Here is a 21,850-nt window from a genome sequence, read left to right on the forward strand (position 1 = left end):
CGTTGCGGGAACGATCCCGTCCGAGTTTACCCGCTGGAAAGGCCCCTGCCCCGCCATGACAAAGCATCAGCACCTGCAACGGAGGCTTGGTGTGTTCGATGCCACGTCGATCGGCCTCGGATCGATGCTGGGTGCCGGCGTCTTTGTGGTGTTCGCCCCGGCCGCCGGGCTGGCGGGAACGCTGCTCGTCGTTTCCATCGTCATCGCGGGTGCCGTGGCCTACTGCAACGCCGTGGCGTCCGCCCAGCTCGCAGCCAAATACCCGGAAAGCGGCGGCACGTATGTCTATGGCCGCAAGCAGCTCGGAGAATGGCCGGGCTTCATCGCCGGGTGGGGGTTTGTGACCGGCAAGACGGCGTCCTGCGCGGCAATGGCGCTGACGTTCGGGCAGTATGTCGCGCCGGATTTTGCCACCCCTGTGGCCATCGCGGCCGTGGCCGTCCTGACGGTCGTCAATCTTCTGGGCATCACCCGGACGGCGTTCCTGACGCGCATCCTGCTGGGCATCGTTCTGGCCACCCTCGTCTTTGTGGCTGCGGCCAGCATCCTCGGGCCTCATCCCGCGGACGCGGGCCCGTCGCCCTCCACTGCGGACCCGGACGGCGCGGACAGCGCCTGGGGTGTCCTTCCCGCCGCGGGCCTGATGTTCTTCGCGTTCGCCGGATATGCGCGCATCGCCACGCTCGGCGAAGAGGTGAAAGACCCTGCCCGGGTTATCCCGCGGTCCATCCTGGGCGCCCTCGCGGCAGCATTTGGCATCTATCTGGTGCTGGCGGTGCTGCTGCTGGGGCACCTTCCGCTGTCCCGGCTGGCAGGATCCGCGGCCCCGCTGCTGGAGGCGGTGACGAATTCACAGCTGGCTGCCGGCGCAGCGTTCGTGCAGGGCGGAGCGGCCGCGGCGTCCCTGGGGGCGCTGCTGGCACTTATTACGGGCGTGGGACGCACCGCGATGGCCATGGCGCGGGAACGGGATCTGCCGGGCCCGCTCGCCCGGGTCGGGGGACGCCACACGGTGCCGTTCGTCGCTGAACTGGCCGTTGCCGCCGTCGTGATTGTGCTGTTGCTGACCAGCAACGTACTGACCGTGGTGGGCTTTTCCAGCTTCGGCGTCCTCGTGTACTACGCGGTAGCAAACGCGGCGGCATACAGCCTGACGGACCGCCCTTTTCACGCGCCGCGATGGCTCAATGCAGCGGGGCTTGCGGGCTGCCTGGTCCTGGCCTTCACGCTGCCGCCGTCATCAGTCCTGACCATGGCGGCGGTGCTGGCAGCCGGCGTGGCAGGCCGGGCGGTGGTGCTGCAGCGGCGGGGCCGCCGCAGCACCAGCTGAGCGGCACCACCGGCTGAAACGGGCCTACTCCGGGGAGGCACCTGTGACCCGGACGTACAGGTCCTCGTCCGACGGCGTCCACGTCGCCGGATCGGCGTCGACCTGCTCGCCCGAGCGGATGTCCTTCACCTGGTGCTTGCCGTCGTCATCGGTAAACCAGACGAAGGGAATGCCGCGGCGGTCAGCGAACTTGATCTGTTTTCCGAACTTCTCCGCCTTCGCGGCGACTTCGGTGGCGATGCCGCGGCTGCGCAGCTGCATGGCGACGTCCTGGGCCTCGCCCCAGGTGTCGTCCGCGTTGAGGGCGACCAGAACGGCGGTGGGGACGGAGCGGGACGCCTTTGCCAAGTCCTGGCTGAGGATGCGGGACACCAGCCGGGTCACGCCGATGGAGAGTCCGACGCCGGGGAACTTCCGGTTGCCCTTGCTCGCGAGGGCGTCGTAGCGGCCGCCCGAGCAGATGGATCCGAGCTGCTCGTGGCCGACGAGCACGGTTTCCACGACTGTTCCCGTGTAGTAGTCAAGCCCGCGGGCGATGCTCAAATCGGCAATGACCTTGCCCGGTGCCCGCTTCACGGCGGCCTCGATGACCTGCTCGAGCTCGTCCAGGCCCTCTTCGAGGAGTTCATTGCTCACCCCGAGGGAACGGACCTGGGCCACGAAGGACGTGTCCTCGGTGCGGATGCCGGCCAGCTTGAGCGCCGCCTGCGCCTGGTCATCGGTGGCACCGAGCTCGGTCTTGAGCAGCTCCGCCACCTTGGCCGGACCGATCTTTTCCAGCTTGTCGATGCTGCGCAGGACGCCGGCAGTGTCGTCCAGCCCGATGCCCCGGTAGAAACCCTCGGCCAGCTTCCTGTTGTTGATGCGGAGACGGAAATCCGGAATCGGCAGGGCGCTAAGCGCTTCCGCGATGACCAGCGCGATCTCGACGTCGTAGCGGAAGGGCAGGTCACCGTCTCCCACCACGTCAATGTCAGCCTGGGTGAACTCGCGGGCCCGGCCCTCCTGCGGACGCTCGCCGCGCCACACCTTCTGGATCTGGTACCGGCGGAACGGGAACGCGAGGTATCCGGCGTTCTCCACGACGTAACGGGCGAACGGAACCGTCAGGTCGAAGTGAAGGGCAAGCGCGTGGGGGTCGTGCTTCCCTTTGCCTGTGCCAGCTGCGGCTTCATCTTCGTCGTCCTGAAGCCGGCTGAGGCCGTACACCTCTTTGTCGATCTCGCCCTTTTGCAGCAGCTGGCCCACCGTCTCCACCGCGCGGGTCTCGATGGAGGAAAAACCGTGCAGTTCAAAGGTGCGCCGCAGGCTGTCCAGGACATGCTGCTCCACCAGCCGCTCCTCGGGAAGCCACTCGGGGAATCCGGACAGGGAGGCTGTGCGTGCCATGGTGGAATTTCTCCTCAGGTAACCGACCGCCGGAGTCCGCTGCCCAGCATTCCGAAATCGCCATTGATCAAAAACGGCGGGCAAGGGCGGGAGTCCAGGCTGTCATGCATAAACTATGTGCGGCAGTCAGTTTATGCTTTTGGCGCCTGCATCTCTAATGCAGGCGCCGGAACAGGCTGCCGCCGTGCAGCTGCAGCCGGGGATGCCTTCAGCGGGTGACCCCGGGGGCAGCCCGATCAACGAGGAGGACCTGTGGCGGCATCTCCACGCGATATGCGTGAAGCCAAGCGGCGTATCCAGCAGATGGAAGCCAAGCGCGAGCTTCGCCGTGACCAGGAGAAGCGGCGCAGGCGGGACAACCTGATTGCAGGCGGCGCCGGAACGGCGGCGCTGATACTCGCCGTCGTGCTTCAGCTCGCGGTCTACTCCGGAAACCCGACCGAAGAGGAATTTGCGGCTGCCGAGGCGGGGCTGCAGTCCCCTTCCGCGTCGCCGTCGGCGCCGGCCACCAACGCCGCCAACATTCCCAAGCCGGAAACAGCAGCGGGCAAGGCCTTCACCGGTGAACTCAAACTGAATCGCGGGGCCGTGGGAGTGCAGCTGGATGGCACCAAAGCGCCGCAGGCCGCAGCTGTATTTAAGTCCCTCGCCGATCAGGGCTATTACAAGGGCGTGAGTTGCCACCGGCTTACCACCGCCGAGAATTTCGGCGTTCTGCAATGCGGCTCCAAAAGCGGTGACGGGCAGGGCGACCCCAATTACACCTGGGGTCCGCTGGAAAACACGCCCGCGGACAACAAGTATGCGGCTGGCACCATCGCGGTGGCCCGGACCGGCGGAAACGCCTATGGCAACGGGACACAGTTCTTCATTGTGTACAAGGACACTGTGATTCCGTCTGACGCCGCCGGCGGTTACACGGTGGTAGGCAAAGTGACTTCCGGACTGGACGTGGTCACAAAGATTGCGGCGGCGGGTCTTAAGCAGGGCGAAAATGCGACCGACGGCACGCCTGTGGAACCAGTCACGATAGACTCGTTTTCTCTGAAGTAAGAAGCCCCGGGTCCCCACGCGGCCCCAGGTGGATTACGAGAGTATTTTCCTCCAAGCGAAAGACTTTTAGCGGTGACAGACAGTCAGAAATCCGACGAAACAGCAGCAGCAGACCTGATTGAGGCTCCGGCTCCTCCGGCCGGGCCCGAGGAGGCGGCTGCCGAAGGTACCCAGGCAGACGAAACGCAGGCGCACGAAGCTCCGGAGGAGGCTGCGCCGGCTGAGGCTGCACCGGTGGAGGCTGCGCCGTCAGACGCTGCTCCGGTGGAAGAGGCACCCGCGCAGGGCGCTGGAGAAGAACCTGCGGTAGAGGCACCGGCGGAGTCGCCCGCCGCCCGCCCGGCCCCGTCGCCGCGGCCTGCCCCGTCACCCCGTCCGTCACCGGCAGCTTTTGCGGCGCGCCCGAAGGCAGGCCCTGCGGCCACGGCGGCGCCGGTGACCGCACCGTCGGCCACGTCGCTCGCGGAAGCGGCCCGCTGGGGCCGTGTTGAAGGAGACGGCCACGTTTTCCTGACGATCGACGGCGAGGAACACCCGGTCGGCCAGTACCCGGACGTCAGCGATGACGAGGCCCTGGCCTACTTCGCCCGGAAGTACGACGACGTCGTGGCCCAGATCCTCCTGCTGGAGCAGAGGGTTGCGTCCAAGGCCCCCACCACTGACATGCAGAAGACTGTCACGCATCTGCGCGAGCAGTTGGCTGAGCGCAACATGGTGGGCGACATCCGTTCGGCCGAAGGCCGCCTGGACACGCTGTCCACACAGATCACCGAGCTCGAAAAGGCAGAGAAGGCACAGCACGACGCCGTCCGCGCAGCCGAACTGGCCGCGCGTGAGGCCATCGTCGCCGAAGCCGAAGCCATCTCGGGAACAGATCCGGCCCATATCCAGTGGAAGACCTCCAGCGCCAGGATGAATGAACTGTTCGAGAGCTGGAAGACCGCGCAAAAGAGCGGTGTCCGCCTCGGCCGCAGCAATGAGGACGCCCTCTGGAAGCGGTTCCGTGCCGCCCGCACGGTGTTTGACCGCCACCGCCGCGCCTACTTCTCCCAGTTGGACAGCAACAACTCGGCAGCGAAGGCCGCCAAGGAAAAGCTGATCGCCGAGGCTGAGGCCCTGTCCTCCTCGACGGACTGGGGATTTGCTGCAGGTGAATACCGACGCCTGATGGACGAGTGGAAGGCCTCCCCCCGCGCCAGCCGCAAGGACGACGACGCGCTGTGGGCGCGCTTCCGTGCCGCCCAGGACGTCTTCTTCACGAACCGGCAGGCCGCGAACGACGAGATTGACCAGGAATACGCCGCCAACCTCAAAGTGAAGGAAGCCCTTCTCGAGGAGGCCAACACCATCCTTCCCGTCAAGGACCTCGGTGCCGCCAAGAAGGCACTGCAGTCCATCCGTGACCGCTGGGAGGACGCCGGAAAGGTCCCCCGCGCGGACATGGGACGCGTCGAGGCAGGACTGCGCAGGATTGAGGACGCCGTCCGGCAGGCCGAGGAAGAGAACTGGCAGCGTTCCAACCCTGAGACCAAGGCCCGCACCAACAGCGCCCTGAGCCAGCTCGAGTCCGCCATCGCGGGTCTCAAGGACGATCTCGAGAAGGCCGAGAAGGCCGGGGACCAGCGCAAGATCAAGGCCGCCCGCGAAGCCCTTGACGCCCGCCAGGCCTGGCTGGACCAGATCCAGCGATCCGCCAGCGAGCTCTCCTAGTCTCAGTCCTGCAGGCCCCGTACCGGTTATCCACATGACCGGGGCGGGGCCTGTACTCGTTCCGGCCCGTCAGGCACGATGGCTGGATGGAAGCGTTCACAACGCCGGGCAGGGCGTCTCCGCGCACGTCGGGCCCACTCGCAGGCGCCTCTGACTCCCCCGGCCAGTTCCTGGACCTCTACGCGCCCGGGCAGCTGTTTTCGTCGCCCGAGCTGCAGTCCATGGCGGCCGACGGCGTGCTGACGCAGCTCCATCAGCACGGCTACACGGTGCCGGGCGTGGAGGCTTCGCCGCAGCTGCGGGCACGTGCGGCAGCGAATGCGGTGCCGCCTGCCATCCGGCAACGTGTGGTGGCCGGACGGATGACGGCCGCCTGGATCTACGGGTGCGCCCGTGAACCGGACCGGATGGCCCTCCTGGTGGATGCCAAGCGCCGTGTTTCCAGTCTGCGCGCAACCCGCGGCTGCACGCTCCATGAGGTACGGCTCGGCCCCTTTGATGTCGTCAGCCTCGGCGGCCTGATGGTTTCCAGCCCGTTGCGCACCGCACTGGACATCGCCCTGCACGTGGACGCCGAGCGTGCCGTCCCGGCATTGCGCCAGCTGTTGGAAAGGCCCGAACTTGATGTCCGTGTCCGGTTGCTGGTCCTGGCCGTGGAGGCATCGCCCAGGCTGCCCCACAAGAAGGCGGCCCTGGACAAACTGGCCCTAGCTTCGCCGGCGGTTCCCTGTGGTCCGGTAGACATCAAAGACGCCGTCGATCCGCCGGACGGCGCTGAGCACGTGGCTCAGGTACTTGGGATCACCCATCTCGAAGGCAAACTTGGAGATGGCCACACGGTCCGTTGAGGTGTGCACACTCGCGGCGAGGATGTTCACGTGGTTCTCCGAAAGCACGCGGGTGACGTCCGAGAGCAGCGACTTCCTGTCCAGGGCCTCCACCTGGATCTCCACGAGGAACACGCTGGACTGCGTCGGTGCCCAGTCAACGTCCACGATCCTGTCCGGCTGGTCCTTCAGGTCAGAGATGTTCGTGCAGTCCGTGCGGTGCACGGAAACGCCGGAGCCCCGCGTGACGAACCCCAGGATGGGGTCCGGCGGCACCGGAGTGCAACAGCGCGCCAGCTTGACCCAGACGTCACCTACGCCCCGGACCACCACGCCGGAGTCGGAGAAACGCGCCTTGCTGACCTGGGTGGGGATGCTGACCTCGGTGAGGTCGTCCTCCGGCGTGTCGTTCCCGCCAAGCATGTCGACGAGCTTTTCCATGACGTGCTGCGCGGACGTGTGCCCGTCGCCCACGCCGGCGTACAGGCCCGAGATGTCGACGTACTTGAATTCCTCGGCCACTGCGGCCAGCGCATCGTGGGTCATCAGGCGCTGCAGGGGCAGGTTCTGCTTCCGCATGGCGCGGGTCAGCAACTCCTTGCCGCGGTCAATTGCCTCCTCGCGCCGTTCCTTGCTGAACCACTGGCGGATCTTGTTCCGTGCCCGGGCGCTCTTGACGAAGTGCTGCCAGTCCTGGCTCGGCCCGGCCCCTTCGGCCTTCGAGGTGAAGATCTCCACCCAGTCGCCGTGGTTCAGTTCACTGTTGAGCGGCACGAGCTTCCCGTTGACCCGGGCGCCGATGGTGCGGTGGCCCACCTCGGTGTGCACCGCATAGGCAAAGTCCACGGGTGTGGAGCCGGCCGGCAGCGCCATGACTTCGCCCTTGGGCGTGAACACGAAGACTTCCCTGGCATTGATCTCAAAACGCAGCGAGTCCAGGAATTCACCGGGGTCGGAGGTCTCCTGCTGCCAGTCCACGAGTGACCGCAGCCAGCCCATGTCCCCGTCCCGGGGGCTGCCTGGCGCGGCGGCCGTGCGGTTGGGCTGGTCCTTGTATTTCCAGTGGGCGGCAACGCCGTACTCGGCCCGCCGGTGCATCTCGTGGGTGCGGATCTGGATCTCCACGGGCTTTCCGCCCGGGCCGATCACGGTGGTGTGCAACGACTGGTACATGTTGAACTTTGGCATGGCGATGTAATCCTTGAACCGCCCGGGAAGGGGGTTCCAGCGCGAATGCAGGGTGCCCAGCGCGGCGTAACAGTCGCGCACCGAGTCCACCAGCACGCGCACGCCCATGAGGTCGTTGATGTCGTCGAAGTCCTTGTCCCGGACGATCATCTTCTGGTAAATCGAGTAATAATGCTTCGGCCGGCCGGTGATGGTGGCCTTGATTTTGGCCACGCGAAGGTCCTCGGCGATCTGGTTCCGGATCACGCTCAGGCTCTTTTCGCGCTCAGGTGTCCGGTCACCCACCATGCGGACTATTTCCTCGTAGACCTTGGGATACAGTGCGGCAAAGGAGAGATCCTCGAGTTCCCACTTGATGGTGTTCATGCCAAGCCGGTGCGCGAGGGGGGCAAAAATCTCCAGCGTCTCGCGTGCCTTGCGTGCCGAGGACTCGGCGGACACGAAGCGCCACGTCCGGGCATTGTGCAGCCGGTCTGCCAGTTTGATCATCAGCACGCGGATGTCCTTGGCCATCGCCACGACCATCTTGCGGACTGTTTCGGACTGCGCGGCCTCGCCGAAGCTGACCTTGTCCAGCTTGGTGACACCGTCCACCAGCATGGCCACTTCCGGTCCGAAGTCGGCCTTCAGGTCGTCGAGGGTGTAGGGAGTGTCTTCGACGGTGTCGTGCAGCAGCGCAGCGGCCAGCGTGGTCCCACTGAGCCCCAGTTCGGCGAGGATTGTAGCCACCGCCACGGGGTGCGTGATGTATGGATCGCCGCTCTTGCGCTTCTGTCCGCGGTGGCTCTGCTCGGCCACCACGAAAGCGCGCTGGATGAGGTCGAAGTCCTCTTTGGGGTTGTTCGCCCGGACGGTCCGGAGCAGCGGCTCCAGGATGGGCGAATACGTTGCGGTGCCGCGGCCTGTCAGCCTCGCGAGCCGGGACCGGGTACGCTCACGGCGGCCGGGAAATGTGGGACGCACACCGGAGTTGTCCACCGGCACACCCGGGCCGGGACGTCCGGCAGCCACGAGACCAGTCTGCGGGCCATGGCCCGGACCGTCATGACCGGCAGCCTCTGGCGCCGACGTCGAACGTTCTTCCAATGAAGCACCCCTCACGACCCGTTTAATTATTCCAGTCTATTCCCGCCGCGGGCGTGCCTGATAACCGGAACGTCGCCGAACGACAGGACACCGACGCAAAAGGCCGGATACCGTCGAAACGACGGCATCCGGCCTTCAGCTTGGGACTGTCAGGCCTTGGCTGGTTCGGCGGAAGCCTTGGCGGCGGCGTCTGCACGGCGGTGCTCCACGCGCTTTGCCTGCTTGACCAGTTCGGGCTCGTTCTGACGCAGCCACGCGTACATCGGCGCAGCGATGAAAATCGTGGCTGCCGTGCCGATCAGGATCCCGACGAACAGCGCCAGCGAAAGGTCCCGCAGGGTTCCGGCACCGAGCAGGCCGGCACCGATGAACAGGATCGCGGCCACCGGAAGAATGGCCACCATCATGGTGTTGATGGAACGCACGAGGGTTTGGTTGACGGCCAGGTTGACTTCCTCGCCGAACGTCCGCCGGGTGGATATGTCGATGTCGGCCGTGTTTTCGCGGATTTTGTCGAACACCACCACAGTGTCGTACAGCGAGTAGCTGAGCACCGTCAGGAAGCCAATGATGGCCGACGGCGTCACTTCGAAGTCGCTGAGGGCGTACACGCCGGCCGTGATGAACATCGTCACCAGCATGCCCGCGATCGCCGACAGGGACATCTTCCAGGTCCGGAAGTACAGCGACATGAGGACGGTCGCCAGTCCCACGAAGACCACCAGGCCGATCAGCGCCTGCTTGGTGACGTCGGCACCCCAGGTGGGCCCGATGAACGTCGAGGTCACCTCGTTGTCAGTGACGCCGTAGGCAGTGGTGAGGCCTTGCTTGATTTTCAGGGTTTCGTCATCCGAGAGCTTGTCCGTCTGGATGCGCATCGTGGTCCCGGCGACGTTGGCGACGCGGGGAACACTGCCCGGGACTACGTCCTCCACGGCCTTTTCGCCGAGTCCCGCGTCCGTGCTCGTGACGTTGGACACGGTGAATTCCGATCCTCCCCGGAACTCGATGCCCAGGTTGAACCCGCCCTTGACCACCGGGATAAGGATCGACAGTGCAACCGCGGCAAGCGCTATCAGGAACCACAGTTTCTTCCGCTCGACAAAGTCGTAGGAGCGTTTTCCGGTGTAGAGCTCGTTACCGAATGTCGCAAAGCTTCTAGCCATTACTTGCCCTCCTTGTTGGCGCCCTTGGAGGAACCCGCAAGCTGCTGCTGCTTTTCCGCGAGGCGTCGTTCTGCAATCGTCATCCGGCGCTCCGCCTCGGCCGACGCTCCCGTGTTCTTGGCGCGCACGACGGCGGGCCGTTCCTCCGGGGTCCGGATCCTGCCGGCGCCCCTGTAGAGCGGCACAGCACCCAGGCGTTCGGGGTCGAGGCCCGAGAACCGGTGGCCTTCACCGAAGAAGCGGGTCCGGGCCAGCAGCTGGAGGGTCGGATGCGTGAACATGAAGACGACAATCAGGTCGGCGATGGCGGTCAGGCCGAGGGTGAAGGCGAAGCCGCGCACGTTGCCGACGGCCACAAAGTAGAGCACCAGTGCCGCCAGGAGGTTGACGGCCTTGGAAGCCAGCACGGTGCGCTTGGCCCGCTTCCACCCGTTCTCGACGGCCGACACCAGGCCGCGGCCCTCACGGAGCTCATCACGGATGCGTTCGAAGTAAACGATGAACGAGTCGGCGGTCTGGCCGATGGCGACGATGATACCGGCGACGCCCGCCAGGGACAGACGGTAGTTTTCCGTCCAGCCAAGGATGGCGATCGCCAGGTAGGTCAGTGCACCGGCCACCACCAGTGAGGCGATGGTGACGAAGCCGAGGGCCCGGTACTGGAACAGGGAGTAGACGACCACGAGCAGCAGCCCGATCAGGCCTGCCAGCAGCCCCATCCGGAGCTGCTCACCACCCAGGGTCGCCGAAATCTGCTGCTCACTCTGGATGTCGAAGCTGATGGGCAGCGCGCCGAAGCGCAGCTGGTCGGACAGCGCTTTGGCGGACTGCTCGGTGAACCCGCCGGTGATCTGCGGCCGGCCGTCGGTGATCACGGCCTGGGACCGCGGCGCGGAAATGACCTGGTCGTCGAGGACGATGGCGAACTGCGACTTGGGATCGGTGCCGGTATCTCCGCCGGCCGCCACGTAGAACTGGTTGAGCCGTTCGGTGACCGTCTTGAACTTGGCCGTGCCCTCGGCGTTGAACTGGATGTTGACTGCCCACTCGTTGGTGACAGCACCCTGGGCGCCCTGCTGGAGCTGGAACGTGGAACCCTGGATCTCGACGCCCTTGACCTCAACCGGGCCCAGGATGTACTTGATCGCCGGGGTCTCGTCGGTGGCCGGCTCGCAGGTGACCAACGGCTTGGCGGGATCCGAGCGCTCCTGCTTGTCCTGTGCAGGATTGGCACAGTCCAGTGCCTCAAACTGCTTCATGATGTCCGCTGTGATCCAGTTCGAATCGCTGCCGTTCTCCGGCTTGGCGGTGGGCTTGGGCAGCTGCGCCTCCGGGGTGCGCTCCGCCGCAGGAACCGGCGTTCCGGGCCCGTTCAACAGCACAGGGCGGAAGTTCATGTCGGCCGACGCCTGGATCAGCGCCCGGGTCTCCGAGGAGGGCGTGCCCGGAAGGCTCACCACGACGTTGCGGCCGGACTGGGTGCTGATTTCAGCCTCAGCGACACCCGAACCGTCGACGCGCTGGCGGATGATCGCGACCGCCTGGTTCAGCTGCTCTTCGTTGATGTCCGAACCGCCCTCTACCTTGGGCGCCAGGATCATCTGGGTGCCGCCCTCAAGGTCAAGGGCCAGCTTGGGGGCCCAGCTGGCTTGTCCGGCCATGGTGCCGCCCGCGAGGACGGCCGTCATGACAGCCAGAATTACGCCGAGCCAGACCAGCACCCTGATGGCTGATTTCTTGTGGCCAGTTCGTGCCATTGTCGATCTTTCTGTTGTTACGGAGCAGCCGCCGGTGCGGGCTGAGCGGGCCCGTCCCGACGGCGGGCCGCGGCCGAAGAGATGATAAGCGGCGCGCTAACGCGCCGGTGGACTAGATGTCCTTCTTGCCTTCATCATTGCTGCGTTTCGCGGCGTCGTCCTGGGCTTCGGCGGTCGTCGGCGCGCTGCCCTCGGTGTCGGCGGTAAGGGACGAAGCGTCATCCGGCACGGGGGTCGCGTCAGCCGCCGCGGGCTCCAGGATCTTGGTGACGGCCTGGCGGTGGACGGTGGCCAGGTTGCCGGGAGACAGTTCCAGCACAACCTTGTTCTCCTCGTTATCGATCGAGACGATGCGGCCGAAGAGGCCGAAGCTCGTCATGACCTCAACGCCGGGAGCGAACTGCGACTGCACTGCGGCCTGCTGCTGCTGCGTCTTCTTGTTGCGGCGGAACATCATGAAGATAAAGATGCCGAGCATGACGAACAGCAGGATGGTCATGATGTCGATGCCGCCACCGGCCTGCGGTTGGGCCTGGGCAGTTATATTTCCGAACACGTGGAAGTTCCATTCTGTACTTGCGTAGCTGGTTGACAGCAGCGTCCGTTTCGCGCCGCATTCCCGGGCAGGATACATGCCCGAGTCGGCCGACCCCCGGAGGGCCGGCCACGGAAACGAAGACACGGACGTGCCGAGCGTCATTCCAGTCTAGAGGGAAAAGCTGAAAGGCCGCTGTTATTGGGCGTTTGAGATCCAGTCCGCAGCGGATTGTTCATCTTCCGGGTCCGGTCCGAACAGGTCCAGAGCCTCCTGCCCGAAGACGCCGTCGGGAACGGCGAACCCCAGGTGGGTCCATGCCGGGGCCATCGCAATGCGTCCCCGGGGCGTCCGGCCCAGGAGTCCCTCCCGGACCAGGAACGGTTCGGCTACGGTCTCGACCGTTTCGGGTTCCTCGCCGACGGCGATCGCCAGCGTGGACAGGCCTACCGGCCCTCCGCCGAACTTGGTGATGAGCGCCTCAAGCACGGACCGGTCCAACCGGTCCAGGCCGCGCTTGTCCACTTCGTACATGTCCAGCGCGGCCGAGGCGGATCTGGCGTCGATCTGCTCGATGCCGTGCACCAAGGCCCAGTCCCTCACCCTCCGCAGCAGCCGGTTGGCGATTCGCGGCGTCCCGCGGGACCGTCCGGCGATTTCGCTGAACCCTGCCGAATTCACCTTCAGGTCAAGGAGGCCGGCGGACCTGCGCAGGACCAGCTCCAGCTCCTCCACAGAGTAGAACTCCAGGTGACCGGTGAAACCGAACCGGTCACGCAGCGGTCCGGGCAGCAGCCCGGCGCGGGTAGTGGCGCCAACCAGGGTGAACGCCGGCAGTTCCAGCGGGATGGCCGTGGCTCCGGCTCCCTTGCCCACCACAATGTCCACCCGAAAGTCCTCCATCGCCATGTAGAGCATTTCCTCAGCGGGGCGGGACATCCGGTGGATTTCATCCAGGAAAAGGACCTCGCCCTCCGACAGCGAGGAAAGGATGGCGGCCAGATCCCCTGCATGCTGGATCGCCGGACCGCTGCTGATCCGGAGGGGTGCGTTCATTTCGGCTGCGACAATCATGGCCAGCGTGGTTTTGCCCAGGCCCGGCGGACCGGAGAAAAGCACATGGTCGGCGCTGCGGCCGCGCATCCGGGATGCCTGCAGCACGAGGGACAACTGTTTGCGGACACGGTGCTGGCCCACGAAATCGTGCAGGTTTTTGGGCCGCAGGGCGGCCTCGATCGCCTTTTCCTCGGGTTCTTCTCCCCCGGCGACGAGGGACGGCTCAGCCACGGCTGCCTACCCTGTTGCCGGCACGGGCGCCGTCCTGGCCAAGCCAGCGCAGCGTGGTGCGCAGTATTTCAGCGACATTGCCCTGGCCGGCAAGCTCGGGGGCGTCGGCCAGGGCTTTGTCGATGCTGCCGGATGCATCCTTTTCGGACCAGCCGAGGCTTGTCATGGCGGCCACCACCTGCGGCTTCCAGACCGCTTCCCCGGACGGGGCAGGGGCTGCACTCGGCGCAGTGCCATGGGGAACCAGCTTGCCGGCCAGTTCCAGCACGATGCGTCCGGCGACCTTAGGGCCGATTCCGGGGACTTTCGTGAACGTTTTGCTGTCCCCGGTGTGCGCAGCGACGCGGATGGCTTCCGGATCATGGACCGCCAGCACCGCGAGGGCCAGCCGCGGCCCGACTCCGCTGACGCTGAGCAGGACATCGAAGACCTCGCGCTCGTCGTCGCTCGCAAAGCCGAAGAGTGTCAGGGAATCCTCCCTGACGATCAGTGAGGTGAAGAGCTGACCCTCCTCGCCGGCGCGGAGCCGGCTGAGGGTCCGCGGGGTGGCGTTCACGCACATCCCGGCGCCGTTGAGGTCGATCACGGCGGTGGACAGGCCCACGTGCGCTACGGTTCCGCGAAGAAAACTTATCAAGGCCGGGCTCCTGAACTACCGCCGGCAAAAAGACCGGCTATCCGAACATATCTACGAATACCCTAACAAGTTCCCCGGCCATTCAGCCGGACACTCACCGGGCGCGCCGCGCCTTTGCTTCCGCTTCCGCCCACGCCCGCTGGGCCGGAGTCAGCGAACTGCTGCCCGGTCCGGTGGTGGCAATGGCGGCCCCGCTGCCGGCCCGCCACGCGTGGGTGATGGCCAGGGCGAGGGCATCGGCGGCGTCTGCCGGCCGCGGCGGGGCGTCCAGCCGCAGGATCTTGGTCACGAGCTTCGTGACGGCGTCCTTGTTGGAGTTTCCGCTGCCGGTCACCGCCGCTTTGACTTCCGACGGCGTGTGGAGCGCCACCGGGATTCCCCGCCGGGCGGCTGCTGCTATCACGACGCCGGAAGCCTGGGCGACGCCCATGACGGTGCTGACGTTGAGCTGGGAGAAGACCCGCTCAACAGCCAGCACGTGCGGTTCATACCGGTCGAGCCACTCGTCGATGGCGAGGGCAATGACCAGCAGACGCTGATCCAGGGTCTCCTCGGCAGAGGTCCCCACCACGCCCACCGCCACCATGGTGGCGCGACGGTTCTTTTCCACGTCCACCACGCCAATGCCGCAGCGGGTGAGGCCGGGATCGACGCCCAGGACGCGCAGCGTCAAGGCCGGGCCTCGAAATCACAGCAGGGCTGCGGGATCACTCGGCTTCCAGCGCGGCCTGCACTTCATCGCTGAGGTCGGCGTTGCTGTAGACATTCTGGACGTCATCCAGGTCTTCCAGCGCGTCAACGAGTTTCATGAACTTCTTGGCGGCATCCAGGTCGAGGGGCACCTCCATGGATGGCACGAACTCAGCCTCGTCGGTGTCGTATTCGATCCCGGCTTCCTTGAGTGCGTCGCGGACGGCCTGGAGGTCCTTCGGATCCGAATGGATCTCGAAGGTGTCGCCGTTGTCCTTGACTTCCTCGGCGCCGGCGTCGAGGACTGCCATGAGGACGTCGTCCTCGCTCAGGCCGTTCTTCGGCAAAGTGACAACGCCTTTGCGGGTGAACAGGTAGCTGACCGATCCGGGGTCGGCGATGGTGCCGCCGTTGCGGGAAATGGCGAGACGCACCTCGGAGGCAGCGCGGTTCTTGTTGTCGGTGAGGCACTCGATGAGGAGCGCGGAGCCCTGGGGACCGCGGGCCTCATACATGATCTCCGTGTAGTCAACGACTTCGCCGGTGAGCCCGGCACCGCGTTTGATGGCGCGGTCAATGTTGTCGTTGGGCACCGAGGTTTTCTTGGCCTTGGTCACGGCCAGTTCCAGCCCCGGGTTGCCTGCAAGGTCCGGGCCGCCCATGCGTGCCGCGACTTCGATGTTCTTGATCAGCTTGGCGAACGACTTGGCCCTGCGGCTATCAATGATGGCCTTCTTGTGCTTGGTCGTTGCCCATTTGGAGTGGCCTGACATGCTTTACGCTTCTCCTCTGATCATGCGGATAAAAAGTTCATGCACGCGCTTCTCCCCTGTCACTTCCGGGTGGAAGGAGGTGGCCAGCAGTTGGCCGGAACGCACTGCAACAATTCTAGCTGTCCCCTGCAGATCGGCTGCGTGGGAGGCATGCGCCGGGTCTGCCGGCTCCACCTGGGCAAGGACCTCGACGTCCGGTCCCACCCGTTCTACCCACGGGCCGCGGATGAAAACGGCGTGCACGGGAGCCACACCCTGTTCGGTGGCGCTGAAGTCCAGGCCCTTGAATTCAAGGTCGGTCTCGAAAGATTCCCGCTGGCGCCCGAAGGCATTGCGCCGCACCGTGATATCCAGGCCGCCAAAGGTCTGCTGCGGATTGCCGGCAAGATCGGTGGCGGGGTCCGCAATGTCATGGGCGAGGAGGATCATCCCGGCGCAGGATCCATAGACGGGCAACCCTTCGGCGATGTGCTTCCGCAGCGGGTCCGCGAGCTCAAAGGCCCGTGCCAGCTTGTCAATGGCAGTGGATTCTCCCCCGGGAATAATGAGACCGTCCAGGCCGTCAAGTTCCGCCGGACGGCGGACCCCGACGCCGGTAGCGCCGGATGCCTCCACGGAACGTAGGTGCTCGCGAAAGTCGCCCTGGAGCGCCAGGACGCCGATGCGCAATCCTGAACCGATACCTGGACGAACGCGCGGCTGCGCGGCAGAAAGGGGATTGGTCATCCAATAATCATAGTGTCCCGGAAGCTGGATCCGGCCCCCGACGGCAGGGCGACCGCCCGTTCCATGCCTCAACTGGGATATATTACAGAGCATGTTTTCCTTCAGCATTCCGCTCGGCAAGCTCGTCCGCCGGGTCACCCGGCTCAGGGGCGGAGGCTCCGCTTTTCCAGGTCTGGTGGTCGAAAAAATCGATCCCGGCTTCATGCAGCGGACACTGTCCACACTCCCCCACGGGGTGGCGGTGGTCAGCGGAACGAACGGCAAAACCACCACCACCAAGATGGTGGTGGAGCTCCTGGAAAGCCAGGGCCTGAAGGTCTTCACCAACCGCACCGGCAGCAACTTCACGCGCGGTGTTGCCGCTGCCCTGCTGGGCGACGTCGACTGGCGGGGACGCCTTGATGCCGACATTGCGGTGCTGGAACTTGATGAAGCCCATGCAGTGCACTTCGTCAATCGGGTCCCGCCCCGCTACAGCCTCCTGCTGAACGTGCTGCGCGACCAGCTGGATCGCTTCGGGGAAATCGACAAGACGGCCCAGCTCCTGCAGCACATCGCCGACAAGACCACCGGGACGGTGGTCTTGAACCGCGAGGATCCCCGCGTGGCGCGGATCGCCGACACACTGCAGGGACCCGACGTCCGTTACTTCGGCCTCGACGATTCCCTGCTGGGCACCTTTCCCAGCGACGACGAGCTGCGCGCCGGACCCGGCAGCCCCACTCCGGCGACTGTCCCCCAAAGGCCGGCTGCCGACGTCGTGCTTCGCAAGGTGGGTGCCGACAGCGCCGACTTCGAGTACGACGGCGCCACGGTCACCACCTCAATGAAGCTCCGCGGCGTCTACAACATCTTCAACGCCGCTGCGGCCCTGGTGCTGGCCCGCAGCATCTGCGGCAGCGGTGCTGCGACGGCGGACCACGCTGCCCTGCTCGACGCGCTGTCCAAGGTGGCCCCCGCCTTCGGCCGCGGCGAAAGCCTGGTGGTGGACGGGTTGCCTCTGGATCTCGTGCTCGTGAAAAACCCCAGCGGGTTCCGGCTGGGCCTGAAGTCCTTCCCCTCGGGCGGGTACGCCACCATGATCGCGATCAACGACAACTACGCGGACGGGCGCGACATGTCCTGGCTGTGGGACGTCGACTTTGAATCGCTGCGGGAAGACGGCGTGGACCAGGTCAGCGGCTCCCGCGCCTATGACATGGCCCTGCGCCTGCAGTACGACGAAGTGGCCGTCCGCTCTGTCGACACGGAAATTGCCCCTGCACTGGCCGCCTTTATCGCCGGCGCGAAGGACAAACCGAAGCGCGTCTTCTGCACCTATACCGCCATGCTCGCCATCCGCCGTGAGCTCTCCAAAATCACCACAGTGGAGGTGGTCTCATGACCCCCGGGACATCAGGCAGCAAGGGGACCATCCGGGTCCTGCAGCTTTATCCGCGCGACATGAACATCTACGGTGACTGGGGCAACGCCCTGGTGCTGCAGCAGCGGCTGAAATGGCACGGCTACACGCCGGAACTGCTCGAATACAACCCGGGCGACGATTTCCCCGACGAGGTGGATGTGATCGTCGCGGGCGGCGGGCAGGACAGCGGCCAGTTGGTGATCCAGGACGACCTGCAGATGAGGGCGGACACGCTTCGGGGCCTTGCGGAGGACGACGCACCCATGCTGGTGATCTGCGGGCTCTACCAGCTGTTCGGGCACTTCTTCAAGACCCGCTCGGGCACCGTTATTCCGGGCATCGGAATCCTGGATGTGGAGACCCACGGAACGGACGAGCGCCTGATCGGCAACGTGAAGGTGACCACCGCCGAGTTCGGCGAGGTCCTTGGCTACGAAAACCACAGCGGCCAGACGACCCTCGGCCCGGGTGTCAAGCCTCTGGGCACGGTTGAAAAGGGGACCGGCAACAACAGCAAGGACGGCCACGAGGGCGCCCGCTACCGCAACATCGTGGCGAGTTACCTTCACGGGTCGCTGCTCCCCAAGAACCCGGCCATCGCGGACTTCCTGATCCGGAACGCCGCCGAACGCAAGTACGGGTCCTTCACGCCCGGCGAACCGGACGACCGCTTCGCCGTGCTTGCCAGGGAACACGCGGCCCGCCGGCCGCGCTGAACAGGGCCGCTACTTCTCCTTGCTGATCAGGAGTTCGTGGGCCCCCGCCTTCGCGGCCCCCATCGATTCCACCACGGCCTTGGTCCGCTGCCGGGTTTCGGCGTCAGCTGCGGGGCTTGCACAGACGCCCTGCGGTGCGTCAGATGCGACCGAACACCAGCGGTAGGGCGCGTTGACAATGACTGACGGCGCCCAGCCGAGGTCGGCTGCCGTCCATTTGCCCGCTGCATCCTGGCTGAACTGGGCACGGACCAGCAGACCTTCGTTGTTGACCGCATAGACCGGCGAGAGTTCCGTCACGCCGTTGCCCAGGCCGTAGACGATCCACGTTCCCTTGTACTTTTCAATCGGCAGCACCGAATGCGTGTGATGCCCGTAGATCATGGTGAACTGTCCGCTGTCCACCAGCGCGTGGGCCACCTCCTGCTGCTGCGCATTCGGGACACTCGCATATTCGTCCCCCGCATGCATGACCCCGAGCACGATGTCCGCGCCGAGCTGCCGCGCCTTCTTCGCCTTGGCGATCATGGTCGGCGCGTCGAGCATGTCCACCTGCCAGTCCTGTTCGGGAATCTGGCCGTTCAGGCCGTAGGTGCCCTGGATCACCGCGATGTCGGCGGCGGCCGTCGGCATGATCAGGATGCCGTTCGAATCCGCCTCGGTCCGGTAGGAGCCGGTGTGCTGCAGTCCGGAAGCGTCCAGCGCGTCCAGCGTCCGGACCAGTCCTGCCGTGCCCTGGTCGATGGTGTGGTTGCTTGCCGTGGTGCACGCCTGGTAGCCCACGGCCTTGGCGGCCGCGATGATCTGCGGCGGCACGTTGAACGACGGGTACGCCGAGAACGGGCCCGCCGGGGCCGCCACGGGAGTCTCCTGGTGGCAGATGGCGAGGTCGCTCTGCTCGATATACCGCCGCTGGCCTTCCAGCAGCGGCCCGAAGTCCAAACCCTTGGAACCCGCCGCCAAGGCATCCTGGCGGGCCTGCTCCCACAGCTGCGTGTGGACCAGCATGTCGCCGGTGACCACCACGGAGGCACAGCGGACAGCCAGGCATTCGGGCCCGGCCCCGGGCGTCGGCGTCTGGCTGGGAACCGGGTTCTGGCTGGAAGCCGTGGCCGGCGGAACTGACGCGCTGGGCGATGTACCCGATGATCCCTCCGGCGCAGCAGGTGTTGCGCTGGCGCTCCCCTGCCCGGCGCCGCCGTCGGGTCCGCCCTGGCCGTTGCCCTGCCCGGCGATGACTCCGCAGGACGCCAGCGCTGCAATGAGTGCCGCCGCCGCAGAGGCCCGGGCAGTGCGGCTGATCAGCATGGTGTATGTGTTCCCCATAGACGCCATCCTACGGTGGCACGCCATCCAAAAACGCGAACGCTGTCATTGTGAACACCGCGCCTGCATGAAAGGGTTGCTTCATGACTAATCCCCTGCTGAGCCCGAGCGGATTGCCGTTCGGGCTGCCTCCCTTTGAGGCCATCGAGGACACCCACTACGCCGAGGCCGTGGACGCCGGCCTGGCCGAACACCTGGCCGAGATCCAGGCCATCACAGGCAACCCCGATCCGGCGACGTTCGAGAACACCGCGCTGGCCATGGAACGCTCCGGCCGCCTGCTGCAGCGGGCTGCTTCGGCATTCTTCACGGTGGTGTCGGCGGACGCTTCGGATGCGATCCAGGATCTCGAAACGGAACTCGCGCCGCGATTCGCTGCCCATCAGGATGCCGTCTACCTCAACCGGGGCCTGTACGAACGCTTCGCCGCCATCGACATGGCAAACCTCGATGCCGAGTCCGTCCGGCTTGTCGAGGAGTACCTCAAGGAGTTCCGGCAGTCCGGGATCCAGCTCGATGACGAAGGCCAGGAACAGCTCAAGGAGCTGAATGCGGAATTGTCGCGCCTTGGCACAGAGTTCGGACAGCGCGTCAAGGATGCGATGAAGAGTGCCGCCCTGCTGTTGGACGACGCCGCGGAACTGGCGGGCCTGCCGGCCGACGACGTCGCCAGCGCAGCGGAAGCGGCCCGTGTGGCGGGCCACGAGGGAAAGTTCCTGCTCACGCTCATCCAGCCCAGCAACCAGCCCGCCATGGCCGCGCTGGAGAACCGCGGCGTCCGCCGCCGTCTTTACGAGGCATCCATCGCCCGCGGCAGCAGCGGCGGGAGCCTTGACGTCCAGGACCTGGTCAAGTCCATGGTGCGGCTGCGCGCCGAGAAGGCCGCCCTGCTGGGCTTCGGCAACTTCGCCGAACTCGTAGTGGACCGGCAGACAGCCCCGGACTTCGAGGCGGTCCGCTCCATGCTCAACCGGCTGGCCCCGGCCGCTGTCCGGAACGCTGACACCGAGGCCGCGGCCCTGGCCGAGAGTGCCGGCCACCAGCTCGAGGCATGGGACTGGGCCTACTATTCCGCGAAAGTCCGCCGGGAGCGCTATGCCGTGGACGAACAGGCCATCAGGCCCTACTTTAAACTGGACCGGGTTCTGGTGGACGGAGTGTTCTTCGCTGCCACCTCGCTGTATGGCATCACGTTCCACGAGCGTCCAGAGCTCTCCGGCTATCATGCCGATGTCCGCATCTGGGAAGTGCGCGACGCCGACGGCTCCGGGCTGGGACTGTTCCTGGGGGACTACTACACGCGGGAATCCAAGCGCGGCGGAGCCTGGATGGATTCCCTGGTCGATCAGTCGGCCCTCCTGGGCACCCAGCCCGTGGTGATCAACAACCTCAACATCTCCAAGCCGCCGGCCGGTGAGCCCACGCTCCTGACCCTGGATGAGGTCCGCACCCTTTTCCACGAGTTCGGGCACGCCCTGCACGGGCTCTTTTCCGAGGTCACCTATCCGCGGTTTTCGGGCACCAGCGTGCCCCGGGACTTCGTGGAGTATCCGTCCCAGGTCAACGAAATGTGGCTCATGTGGCCGGAGGTCCTGGCAAACTATGCCCGCCACCATGCCACCGGCGAACCGCTCCCGCAGGATGTTGTGGACCGGCTGAACGAGTCACGGCTGTGGGGCGAGGGTTTCGCGACCACTGAATACCTCGGCGCAGCGCTGCTTGACCTGGCGTGGCACGTGCTGGACGCCGGCAGCGTTCCACAGGACGTCGTGGAGTTCGAGGCGAAGGCCCTGGCCGCGGCCGGGGTGGCGCATACACTCATCCCGCCGCGGTACCGCACCGGCTACTTCCAGCACATCTTCGCGGGCGATTACTACGCCGCCGGCTACTACTCCTACATCTGGAGTGAAGTCCTTGACGCGGAGACCGTGGACTGGTTTGTCGAGAACGGGGGGCTCAACCGGACCAACGGGGACCGATTCCGCGCGGAACTCCTCTCGCGTGGCAACAGCCGGGATCCGCTCGAATCCTTCCGCACCTTCCGCGGCCGTGCCGCCGCCCTTGAGCCGCTGCTGAAGCGCCGCGGCCTCGAGTAACCCAGGAAACAACGACGTCGGCCGGTCACCTCACAAGGTGACCGGCCGACGTCGTACTTACGCCTGGCGACAATGGCGCCTAACTCTCTCGGCTTAATAAGAGAGGGCGCAGAGGCTCAAGAAGCGGGGCGCTCAGCGCCACGCTCCTTGAGA

At 65.8% G+C, this 21,850-nt stretch carries 17 protein-coding genes and 1 pseudogene; 7 read left to right on the forward strand and 11 right to left on the reverse strand.

Annotated elements, in window-relative coordinates; genetic code table 11:
- The first annotated feature begins 55 nt into the window (after nucleotides 1-55).
- The gene (locus AC6CH3_RS05260; protein WP_498131431.1) at nucleotides 56-1,330 is read left to right on the forward strand and encodes an APC family permease; all 1,275 of its coding nucleotides are present in this window, start codon (nucleotides 56-58) and stop codon (nucleotides 1,328-1,330) included.
- Nucleotides 1,331-1,354: 24 nt separating this feature from the next.
- On the opposite strand, the gene hisS is transcribed toward AC6CH3_RS05260, so the two are convergent.
- Nucleotides 1,355-2,719, reverse strand: coding sequence for a histidine--tRNA ligase (hisS, locus tag AC6CH3_RS05265; protein ID WP_498131432.1), 1,365 nt, complete (start codon nucleotides 2,717-2,719; stop codon nucleotides 1,355-1,357).
- 252 nt (nucleotides 2,720-2,971) lie between these two features.
- Between hisS and AC6CH3_RS05270 the strand changes: the two genes are divergently transcribed.
- The 3 genes and pseudogenes from AC6CH3_RS05270 to AC6CH3_RS05280 all read left to right on the forward strand — a co-directional run.
- Nucleotides 2,972-3,772 (forward strand): peptidylprolyl isomerase, encoded by an 801-nt coding sequence (locus AC6CH3_RS05270; protein ID WP_498131433.1) that lies wholly within the window; start codon nucleotides 2,972-2,974, stop codon nucleotides 3,770-3,772.
- A 72-nt stretch (nucleotides 3,773-3,844) separates the two neighbouring features.
- Complete coding sequence (locus AC6CH3_RS05275) at nucleotides 3,845-5,482, forward strand: DUF349 domain-containing protein (RefSeq protein ID WP_498131434.1); 1,638 nt, start codon at nucleotides 3,845-3,847, stop codon at nucleotides 5,480-5,482.
- A gap of 362 nt (nucleotides 5,483-5,844) precedes the next feature.
- Nucleotides 5,845-6,081, forward strand: a pseudogene (locus AC6CH3_RS05280) (type IV toxin-antitoxin system AbiEi family antitoxin); the annotation flags it as partial.
- A 108-nt stretch (nucleotides 6,082-6,189) separates the two neighbouring features.
- Here the strand turns inward: AC6CH3_RS05280 and AC6CH3_RS05285 are convergent.
- The 9 genes from AC6CH3_RS05285 to pdxT all read right to left on the reverse strand — a co-directional run bounded on the left by AC6CH3_RS05285 (nucleotide 6,190) and on the right by pdxT (nucleotide 16,154).
- Nucleotides 6,190-8,583, reverse strand: a complete 2,394-nt coding sequence (locus AC6CH3_RS05285; protein WP_498131435.1) for a RelA/SpoT family protein — start codon at nucleotides 8,581-8,583, stop codon at nucleotides 6,190-6,192.
- A gap of 149 nt (nucleotides 8,584-8,732) precedes the next feature.
- Nucleotides 8,733-9,749, reverse strand: coding sequence for a protein translocase subunit SecF (secF, locus tag AC6CH3_RS05290; RefSeq protein ID WP_498131436.1), 1,017 nt, complete (start codon nucleotides 9,747-9,749; stop codon nucleotides 8,733-8,735).
- Nucleotides 9,749-11,506: a protein translocase subunit SecD gene (gene secD / locus AC6CH3_RS05295; RefSeq protein ID WP_498131437.1), complete on the reverse strand. Its 1,758-nt coding sequence runs from the start codon at nucleotides 11,504-11,506 to the stop codon at nucleotides 9,749-9,751. The genes secF and secD overlap by 1 nt, the downstream gene beginning before the upstream one ends.
- Before the next feature lie 112 nt (nucleotides 11,507-11,618).
- The gene (gene yajC, locus AC6CH3_RS05300) at nucleotides 11,619-12,005 is read right to left on the reverse strand and encodes a preprotein translocase subunit YajC (protein ID WP_498131535.1); all 387 of its coding nucleotides are present in this window, start codon (nucleotides 12,003-12,005) and stop codon (nucleotides 11,619-11,621) included.
- A 234-nt stretch (nucleotides 12,006-12,239) separates the two neighbouring features.
- Nucleotides 12,240-13,328 carry a Holliday junction branch migration DNA helicase RuvB gene (gene ruvB / locus AC6CH3_RS05305; RefSeq protein WP_498131438.1) on the reverse strand — a complete coding sequence of 363 codons (1,089 nt, stop codon included), beginning with the start codon at nucleotides 13,326-13,328 and terminating at the stop codon, nucleotides 12,240-12,242.
- A complete protein-coding gene (gene ruvA / locus AC6CH3_RS05310) occupies nucleotides 13,321-13,965 on the reverse strand; it encodes a Holliday junction branch migration protein RuvA (protein WP_498131439.1) in 645 nt (214 codons plus the stop codon). Before ruvA ends, ruvB begins: the two co-directional genes overlap by 8 nt.
- Nucleotides 13,966-14,059: 94 nt before the next feature.
- Nucleotides 14,060-14,638, reverse strand: coding sequence for a crossover junction endodeoxyribonuclease RuvC (gene ruvC / locus AC6CH3_RS05315; RefSeq protein ID WP_498131440.1), 579 nt, complete (start codon nucleotides 14,636-14,638; stop codon nucleotides 14,060-14,062).
- A 34-nt stretch (nucleotides 14,639-14,672) separates the two neighbouring features.
- Complete coding sequence (locus AC6CH3_RS05320; RefSeq protein ID WP_498131441.1) at nucleotides 14,673-15,428, reverse strand: YebC/PmpR family DNA-binding transcriptional regulator; 756 nt, start codon at nucleotides 15,426-15,428, stop codon at nucleotides 14,673-14,675.
- A gap of 3 nt (nucleotides 15,429-15,431) precedes the next feature.
- The gene (gene pdxT / locus AC6CH3_RS05325) at nucleotides 15,432-16,154 is read right to left on the reverse strand and encodes a pyridoxal 5'-phosphate synthase glutaminase subunit PdxT (protein WP_498131442.1); all 723 of its coding nucleotides are present in this window, start codon (nucleotides 16,152-16,154) and stop codon (nucleotides 15,432-15,434) included.
- Between the two features lie 91 nt (nucleotides 16,155-16,245).
- Here pdxT and AC6CH3_RS05330 point away from each other — a divergent pair, with 91 nt between their 5' ends.
- The gene (locus AC6CH3_RS05330; protein WP_498131443.1) at nucleotides 16,246-17,538 is read left to right on the forward strand and encodes a MurT ligase domain-containing protein; all 1,293 of its coding nucleotides are present in this window, start codon (nucleotides 16,246-16,248) and stop codon (nucleotides 17,536-17,538) included.
- Nucleotides 17,535-18,275, forward strand: a complete 741-nt coding sequence (locus tag AC6CH3_RS05335; protein WP_498131444.1) for a type 1 glutamine amidotransferase — start codon at nucleotides 17,535-17,537, stop codon at nucleotides 18,273-18,275. The genes AC6CH3_RS05330 and AC6CH3_RS05335 overlap by 4 nt, the downstream gene beginning before the upstream one ends.
- A gap of 9 nt (nucleotides 18,276-18,284) precedes the next feature.
- Here the strand turns inward: AC6CH3_RS05335 and AC6CH3_RS05340 are convergent, their stop codons facing one another.
- On the reverse strand, nucleotides 18,285-19,601 hold the full coding sequence (locus AC6CH3_RS05340; protein ID WP_498131445.1) for a CapA family protein: 1,317 nt from the start codon (nucleotides 19,599-19,601) through the stop codon (nucleotides 18,285-18,287).
- An 83-nt stretch (nucleotides 19,602-19,684) separates the two neighbouring features.
- Here AC6CH3_RS05340 and AC6CH3_RS05345 point away from each other — a divergent pair, with 83 nt between their 5' ends.
- The gene (locus AC6CH3_RS05345; RefSeq protein ID WP_498131446.1) at nucleotides 19,685-21,697 is read left to right on the forward strand and encodes a M3 family metallopeptidase; all 2,013 of its coding nucleotides are present in this window, start codon (nucleotides 19,685-19,687) and stop codon (nucleotides 21,695-21,697) included.
- Nucleotides 21,698-21,850: the final 153 nt, after the last annotated feature.

The sequence above is a fragment of the Arthrobacter sp. GQ119 genome, from assembly GCF_059759125.1.